At 78.4% G+C, this 8,178-nt stretch carries 6 protein-coding genes; 3 read left to right on the top strand and 3 right to left on the bottom strand.

What is annotated here, in order from left to right:
• Positions 1–2,083: dynamin family protein (locus CS2_RS10560; RefSeq protein ID WP_439951184.1), on the top strand; the 2,083-nt coding region annotated here is incomplete at its 5' end.
• Positions 2,080–3,672 carry a GTPase family protein gene (locus CS2_RS10555; protein WP_070319959.1) on the top strand — a complete coding sequence of 531 codons (1,593 nt, stop codon included), beginning with the start codon at positions 2,080–2,082 and terminating at the stop codon, positions 3,670–3,672. The genes CS2_RS10560 and CS2_RS10555, both read left to right, overlap by 4 nt.
• A gap of 21 nt (positions 3,673–3,693) precedes the next feature.
• On the opposite strand, the gene CS2_RS10550 is transcribed toward CS2_RS10555, so the two are convergent.
• A complete protein-coding gene (locus tag CS2_RS10550) occupies positions 3,694–4,815 on the bottom strand; it encodes a GNAT family N-acetyltransferase (RefSeq protein ID WP_070319958.1) in 1,122 nt (373 codons plus the stop codon).
• Positions 4,816–4,941: 126 nt separating this feature from the next.
• On the opposite strand from CS2_RS10550, the gene CS2_RS10545 reads away from it, so the two are divergent.
• Positions 4,942–5,436 (top strand): acyl-CoA thioesterase, encoded by a 495-nt coding sequence (locus CS2_RS10545; RefSeq protein WP_046528017.1) that lies wholly within the window; start codon positions 4,942–4,944, stop codon positions 5,434–5,436.
• Here the strand turns inward: CS2_RS10545 and CS2_RS10540 are convergent.
• Positions 5,417–7,117 carry an SDR family oxidoreductase gene (locus tag CS2_RS10540; protein WP_070319957.1) on the bottom strand — a complete coding sequence of 567 codons (1,701 nt, stop codon included), beginning with the start codon at positions 7,115–7,117 and terminating at the stop codon, positions 5,417–5,419. The genes CS2_RS10545 and CS2_RS10540 overlap by 20 nt on opposite strands.
• A gap of 64 nt (positions 7,118–7,181) precedes the next feature.
• Positions 7,182–8,174 (bottom strand): DNA topoisomerase IB, encoded by a 993-nt coding sequence (locus CS2_RS10535; protein WP_070319956.1) that lies wholly within the window; start codon positions 8,172–8,174, stop codon positions 7,182–7,184.
• Positions 8,175–8,178: the final 4 nt, after the last annotated feature.

The raw sequence follows: 8,178 nt of genomic DNA, 5'->3' as shown, positions 1-8,178 counted from the left end.
GCCCGCCGACGCGCCGCCGACCGGGGTGGCCGCGCCCGCCGACGCGCCACCGACCGGGGCGGCGGCGCTCGTCGCCGCGCTCGAGACGCTGCGCACCCGGCTCGGTGCGCTCGTCCTCGCGCTCGACGCACCGGGAGTCGACGCCGCGCGCGCCGAGCGCGCCGCGGTCCTCGCACAGCTCGACGACTACCTGCTGCCGCGCCTGCGGGCGCAGGACGCGCCCCTGCTCGTCGTCGTGGGCGGCTCGACCGGCGCAGGCAAGTCCACGCTGGTGAACTCGCTCCTCGGGGAGCCGGTCTCCGCACCGGGCGTCCTGCGCCCCACGACGCGCGCACCCGTGCTCGTGCACCACCCGCTCGACGCGCGGTGGTTCTCGACCGACCGCGTCCTGCCCGGGCTCGCCCGCGTGACCGCGCACACGGGCGCGGGAGCCGTCGACGACGCACGGGACGCCGGCGGGCGTGCCCTCCGGCTCGTGGCGTCGCCAACCTTGCCCCGCGGTCTCGCGCTGCTCGACGCGCCGGACGTCGACTCGGTGGACGCCGAGAACCGTCGGCTCGCCGTGCAGCTGCTGGACGCGGCGGACCTCTGGCTGTTCGTCACCACCGGTGCGCGCTACGCCGACGCCGTGCCGTGGGACCTGCTGCACCGCGCGGCGCAGCGCCACGCGCAGGTCGCGCTCGTCGTCTCCCGCCTCGACCCCGGCACGGACGAGGTGGTCGACGACCTGCGTCGCCTCATGGACGAGCACGACCTCGCCGCGGCGCCCCTGTTCGCCGTCCCGGAGTCGGTCACCCCCGACGGTCTGCTGCCCGAGACCGCGGTGGCCCCGGTCGCGCGGTGGCTCACCGACCTGGGTGCGGACGCCGACGCGCGCGACCGCGTCGCGACCGCGACGCGCGACGGCGTCGTCGACGACCTCGTGCGACGCGCCGACGCGCTCGCCGACGAGGCCGACCGGCAGGCGGCGACCGACGCGCGGCTGCGCGCCGCCGTCGCGGGCGCGTACGACGACGCGGCCGCGCAGGTGCGCGCCGCGACCTCCGACGGGGCGATGCTGCGCGGCGAGGTGCTCGACCGCTGGCAGGAGCTCGTCGGCACGGGTGACCTGCTGCGCTCCGTCGAGCACGGCGTGGGCCGCGCACGCGACGCCCTCGCGCGCGTGCTGCGCGGCCGCCCGGCCCCGGCGCCGCGCGTCGAGCAGGCCATCGCGCACGGGCTCGGCGCGGTCGTCGTCGACGCCGCGGACGCGGCAGCGGTGCGCGCGCACGCCGCGTGGCGCGGGGACGCGGCGGGTGCCGCGCTGCTGCCGGACCTCGACCTGTCGCGCGCGTCCGCGACGCTGCGCGCGCAGGTCGACGCCGAGGTCCGCTGCTGGCAGGCCGACGTGCTCGACCTGGTCCGGGAGCAGGGCGCGCAACGGCGCGGTACGGCCCGCTACCTGTCGTTCGGCGTCAACGCGGCGGGCGTGAGCCTCATGGTGCTCGCGTTCGCGTCCACGGGCGGCCTGACGGGCGTCGAGGTCGGGATCGCCGGCGGTACGGCCGTGGTCGCGCAGAAGCTGCTCGAGGCCGTGTTCGGCGACGACGCGGTGCGACGGCTCACGGCGCTCGCGCGCGAGCGGCTGGACGTGCGCGTGGACGCGCTGCTGCGGGCCGAGGCCGAGCGGTACACCGCGCAGCTCGACGCGCTCGGCACGCGTGACGCGTCCGGTGCGACGGTGCGCACCGCCACGCGGGGGGTCGAGCGCGCCGCGCGCGACGAGCGAGCGGCACGGGCGCCCGGCGCGGGGGCGCCGGCGACCGGTGGCGGCACGTTGCGTGGGGCGGGGTCGGCCGTCGCCGTGCCGTCGCGCGGCGGTGCCCAGGTCGGGGGACGACGGACCGAGGCCGTGGCCGCGGACGTCGCACCGCGTGCGGGCTTCTGGCGCCGCCTGCTCGGTCGTCGCACGAGCGAGCGCGACGCGGCTCGCGGCGACGGCACCCGCGGGCGCGAGACGCGCGACGCCCCGAACCGCGACGCCCCGACCCGCGACGCCGCCGACGGCGACGCGTCCGACGGCACGCCCGGGGGCGACGCGTGAGCCCGACCCTCGCGCAGCGCGCGGACGCGCTCGCCGCCGCCCTCGACGCCGCGGGCGACCGGCTGCCGCCGACCGTCACGGACGCACCGCGCGCGCTGCTCTCGCGCGTGCGCGAGCGCGCGGGCCTGTCGGGCGAGCACACGGTCGTCGCGCTCGCGGGCGCGACGGGCTCGGGGAAGTCGAGCCTGCTCAACGCGCTCGCGGGCGCCGACCTCGCCGGCACGGGCGTGCGCCGACCGACGACGTCGCACCCGTCCGCCGTCGTCGTCGGGTCGCCGCCGGGCGGGGGCGACCCCGGCCCGCTGCTCGACTGGCTCGAGGTCGCGCGGCGGCACGCCGTCGCGGCGGGGCCGGGCCTGCCCGCCGGGCTCGTGCTGCTCGACCTGCCCGACCACGACTCGGTGGTCGTCGAGCACCGCGAGCGCGCGGACCGGCTGGTCGCGCGGGCTGACCTGCTGGTGTGGGTCGTCGACCCGCAGAAGTACGCCGACGCCGCGCTGCACGAGGGCTACCTGCGTGCGCTCGCGGGGCGCGACGACGTCGTGGTCCTCGTGCTCAACCAGGCCGACCGGCTGGGGGCGGGCGAGCGGGACGCGGTGCTCGCCGACCTGGCGCGCCTCGCGGCGGCGGACGGTCTGCCGCGGGCGCGCGTGCTCGCGACCTCGGCACGCACGGGTGACGGCGTGGACGCGTTGCGCGACCTCGTGCGGGTCGCGGCCGAGCGTCGGGAGTCGACGACCCGGCGGTTCGGCGCGGACCTGCGCGCCGCGGCCCGGGAGGTCGCCGACGCGTGCGGACCCGCCGCGTCGCGGCGACCCCGCGCGGTCGTCGCGGACGGTCTGGTCGACGCGCTCGCGGCCGCGGCCGGGGTCCCCACCGTGGTCGACGCCGTGCGGCGCTCCGCGGTCCGCAGGGCAGGCGCGCACGTCGGCTGGCCGCCCGTGCGGTGGCTCGCGCGGCTGCGTCCGGACCCGTTGCGGCGCCTGCACCTGGAACCGCGGCCGGCGGCCGAGGCGGAGGTGTCCCGCACGTCGCTGCCGCCCGCGGGCGCCGCGCAGCGGGCCGCCGCCGCGACGGCGGTGCGGGACCACGTCGACGCGGCGCTGGCGGGTGCGCCGGACGCGTGGGTGCTCGCGGCGCGCGCCCGCGTCGACGTGGCGGCGCTGCCGGACGCGCTCGACCACGCGGTGGCGCGCACGCCGCTGCTCCCGCCCGCACCGGCCCGCTGGTGGCGTGCCGTGGGCGCGCTGCACGCGCTGCTGCTCGCCGCGGCGGTCGCGGGCGCGCTGTGGCTGGGCGGGCTCGCGCTGCTGGCCTACCTGCGGCTGCCGGAGCCGGTCACGCCCGTGTGGGGTCCGCTGCCCGCCCCGACCGCGCTGCTGCTGGGCGGTCTGGTCGGCGGGGTGCTGCTCGCGCTGCTCGGGTCGATCGGCGCGCGTCTCGGTGCCCGACGGCGCGCGGGGGCGGCCGCGCGGCGCCTGCGCGCGGCCGTCGCCGACGTCGCGGAGCGGCTCGTGCTCGCGCCGCTCGCGGCCGAGACCGACGCGCTCGCGGCGTGCCGCGGGGCCGCGCTCAGGGCCGCGGCCTGAGACCTCACGGCGCCCGGCACGTCACGTCGTGCGCCGCTGCCACCCCGCGCTGACCGCCTGCGGCGCGTACCCGAGCGCGACGTTGATCGCGAGCATGTGGGCGTTCTCCTGCGCGTTCCACGTGTGCAGGCGGCGCTCGCCGGGTCGCCAGGCGGTGTACGCGTCGAGGTTGACGGCCTTGACGAGCATGCCGAGCCGCCGACCGCGGTGCTCGCGCAGCACGAGCGTGTCCTCCTGGAACCCGAACGGCACGTCCGGCACGGGCACCTCGAGCACCGTGAACGCCGCGAGCGTCCCGGTCGGCACGTGCTCGGCGGCCGTGAGCAGCACGCGCTGGTGGCGCTGCGCGCGCGTCAGCAGGTGGTGGCGCACCCGCTCGGCGTCCCAGCGCTCCTCCTCGGTGTCGTAGCCCGCGTTCGGCGCGTCCGTGCTCATGCGGGTCCACAGCACCGCCAGCGCCGGGAGCCACGCGTCGGGCACGGTGTCCCACCACGTGTGCGTGCGGTAGTCGGGGCCGGCGGCGGCACGCGCGTCGGCGAGGAGCGCGGCGCGCGCGTCCTCGTCGCCCGGCAGGGTCAGGACGGAGTGCCGGGCGACCTGCTCGAGCACGTAGCCGTGGCGCTGCGCGAACCGCACGGCGTGCGCGTCGGCCGGCACGCGGCCCTCGCCGGTCGGCGCCTCGAGCGCGCCCGGTCCGGGCGGCGGCTCGGGTGCGTGCGTCGTCCAGGCCAGCAGCGACGTGCGGTCGTGCGCCGCGGCGACCTCCTCGACGTGACGCAGCAGCGCCGTGCCGATGCCCTGGCCCTCGTGCCCGGGCCGGACCGCGACGTCGACGTGCGCGACGTGCGTGTTGTCGGCGTGCGGCAGCACGACGACACCCACGCCGAGGACGTCGTCGGCACCGGGGCTCGCGGGTGCGTCGGGTGCCAGCGCGACGGCCACGAGCTTCGTCCCGTAGTCGTCCGACAGCAGGATCGGCACGCGCACCACGAGCGGCGCCCACAGGTCGGTCCAGCCGTGCAGCGCGTGCTGGCGCGCTTGGTCGATGTCGCACAGGGCCTGCACGGCCCACGCGTCGGGGTGGGCGGGGTCGCTCGGCGTGCGCGGGGCGTCCTCGACCCGCCACGTGGTGGTGCTGCTCATGGCGACCACCCTGGCGGGGGCCGGGTGTGCGCGGCCACCGATTTCCCGCGGCGTCGCGTCCCGCGCGAGGATGGCCGGGCCGGGGGCACGCGGTGGTGCCGGCGTGGGAGCGACGAGGGGACGGGCATGGCGAGGATCGAGGTGCCGGTGCAGCTGCGCTGGTCCGACATGGACGCGTACGCGCACGTCAACAACGTCGAGATGCTGCGCCTGCTGGAGGAGGCGCGCATCGAGGTGTTCTGGCGCCACCCCGACGCCCCCGACGGCACGCCGGCCGACGGCGGGCGGCCCACCGCGGTGCTCGACGCCGGGCCCGGTGCGCTCACGTCGACGCTCGTCGCGCGCCAGGAGATCCAGTACGTGCGGCCGCTGCCGTACCGGCGCGCGCCCGTCGTCATCGAGCTGTGGATCGGGCACCTGGGCGGCGCGAGCCTCGACGTCTGCTACGAGGTGCGGGACGCGCCGACGACGACGCCCGGCGCGACCGTGTTCGCGAAGGCCGTCACGACGATCGTGCTGGTGGACACCGCGACGGGTGCGCCGCGCCGGCTGACGGCGGACGAGCGTGCCGTCTGGGAGCCGTACCTCGAGGAGCCCGTGGTCATGCGCCGTCGCGCGTGACGCCCGGCTCCGCGCCCCCGCGGTCGCGGCGCGCGCGCTCGGCGCGCTCGGCGGCCCGCGCGACGTTGCGCTGCATGCCGCCGAACACCACGCCGTGGAACGGGTACACGGCCCACCAGTAGAGCTGGCCGGCGAGGCCGTGCGGGTGGAACAGCGCGCGCTGCGCGAAGACCACCGGCGGGCGGCGCCACTGCTCGGGGTCCCAGGGGCCCGCGCCGTCGTCGTCCGCGGCCGCGTCGTCGTCCGGCTCGACGCGCAGCTCGAGCCACGCGAGCCCGGGCAGCCGCATCTCGGCGCGCAGCCGCAGCAGCCGCCCCGGCCGGATCTCCTCGACGCGCCAGAAGTCCACCGCGTCGTCGACGAGCAGCCGCGCGGGGTCGCGGCGCCCCCGCCGCAGCCCGGGGCCGCCGACCACGCGGTCGAGCAGGCCGCGCACGCGCCACGCGAGCGACCACGAGTACCAGCCGCGCTCGCCGCCCACGGCCTCGACGACGCGCCACAGCGCCGCGGGGGAGGCGTCGACGCGCACGCGCCGCTCGTCGACGTACAGCGAGCCGCCGGCCCAGTCGGGGTCGGACGGCAGCGGGTCGCTCGGCGCCCCGGGCGCCGCGGCGGACGACCACCGGGTCGCGACGCTCGCACCGCGCACGCGCGCGAGCGCGAGGCGCACCGCGCGGTCGAAGCCGATCAGACCCTCGGGCGGGTCGGGCACGTACGCGGCGACGTCGTGCTCGTCGCACACGACCTCGTGCACGAGCGACTCCACGAGCGGCCGCGCGAGCCCGCCCGGCACGGGCGTGACCAGCGAGACCCACAGGCTCGACAGTCGCGGCGACAGCACGGGCACGGGCACGATGACGCGCGGCGGCAGGCCCGCGATGCGCGCGTACCGCTGCATCATGTCGCGGTACGTGAGCACCTCGGGGCCGCCGATGTCGAACGCGCGCGAGACGTCCGCCGGCATCGCCGCCGAGCCGACGAGGTAGCGCAGCACGTCGCGGATCGCGACGGGCTGGATGCGGTTGGACACCCACTTCGGCACGGTCATCGCCGGCAGCCGCTCGGTGAGGTACCGCATCATCTCGAACGACGCGGAACCCGAGCCGAGGATCACCGCGGCGCGCAGCACGGTGGTCGGCACGCCCGACGCGAGCAGGATCTCGCCCACCTCGGTGCGCGACGCCAGGTGCGGCGACAGCTCCTCGCCCTCGGGGTGCAGCCCGCCGAGGTACACGATGCGCCCGACTCCCGCCTCGCGGGCGGCCTGCCCGAACACGAGCGCGGTGTGCCGGTCGCGCTGCTCGAACGACCGGCCCGTGCCCAGCGAGTGGATGAGGTAGTACGCGACGTCGGCGCCGTCGAGCGCGGCGCGGATCTGCTCGGGGTCGGACGCGTCGGCGCGCACGGCCTCGACCTGGTCGTACCAGGGACGGCCGCGCAGCCGCTCGGGGTGACGCGCGAGCGCGCGCACGCGGTACCCCGCGGCGAGCAGCTCAGGCACGAGGCGACCGCCGACGTACCCGGTGACGCCCGTGACCGCCACGAGCGGCGCGTCGGGCCGCGGGCGGCCGTCGGGGCCCGTGCCGGGCACGAGCCCCGGCAGCGTCGTCGCGACGGGCGTCGGCGCGAGGTCGGCCTCGGGGGCGGTCCCGGGCGGGAGGTCGGGACGCTCGTCGCTCATCGCTGCAGTCTGCGGCCCGCACCGGTGCCCCGCACGCCGGGCGGCCGCGACGCTCAGCGCGTGCTCAGGACGTCAGCAGCTCGAGCGTGCGCCGCTCGCCGACCGCCTGCGAGCGCGTGGGCGCGATCGTCACGCCGCGCTCCCACAGCTCGACGACGCGCGGGTCGACGTACGACGCGCGCGCCACGGTCGGCGTGTTGCCGAGCTCCTCGGCGACGGCCTTGACGACCGACGTGACGACCCGGCGTCGGCCTCGCTCGCTGGCCGGCGGGGGACCGGCGTCCGCGAGGCCCCGCGCCGCGAGGACCGTCGCGTGCCACGTCCTGAAGTCCTTGGGCGTCGCCTCGCCCAGCCGGTCGCGCACGTAGCCGCCGACGTCCGCGCTCGTCACGTCGTGCCAGCCCGCGTCGTCGCGCCACGCGAGCAGCTCGGGGCTGTCGTCGCGGCGGCGCAGCAGCGTGCGGACGAGCTCCGCGACGGTCTCGTCGTCGACGACCGTGTCGCGCACCTGCCCCGACTTCGCGGGGAAGCGCAGGTGCACCGCGCCGGGGCGGCCGTCCTCGTCCGGCAGCACGTGGACGTGCTCGCGGCGCAGCGTCGCGAGCCCGAACGAGCCGTGCCGCCGCGTGTACCCCTCGGTCCCGACCCGCAGGTACGCGCGGTCGAGCAGGCGGAACGCGAGCGCGAGCGCCTTGTCCCTCGGGAACCCGTCGAGCGCGAGGTCCGCCCGCACGCGGCGCCGCGCGGCGGGCAGCCGGCGGGCGACCTGCAGGACGTGCTCGTGCTTGAGCCGCGCCCGCCGCGCGTGCCACTGCTGGTGGTACAGGTACTGGCGGCGCTGCGCGTCGTCGAGGCCGGCGGCCTGGATGTGCCCCTGCGGGAGCGGGCAGATCCACACCTCGCGCCACGCCGGCGGGATCGCGAGCGTCGTGATCCGGTCGAGGTGCTCGGGGTCCGCGATGCGACGCCGGTCCAGGTCGAGGTACACGAAGCCCGAGCCGGACCGTCGCCGCGTCCAGCCCGGCTGGTCGATGCGCACCCGTCGGAGCCGAACCATGCGG

The sequence above is a fragment of the Cellulomonas iranensis NBRC 101100 = JCM 18110 genome (assembly GCF_001552375.1).
GTDB classification, from domain to species: Bacteria; Actinomycetota; Actinomycetes; order Actinomycetales; family Cellulomonadaceae; genus Cellulomonas; species Cellulomonas iranensis.
This window is presented reverse-complemented; position numbering and strand designations above follow the sequence as displayed.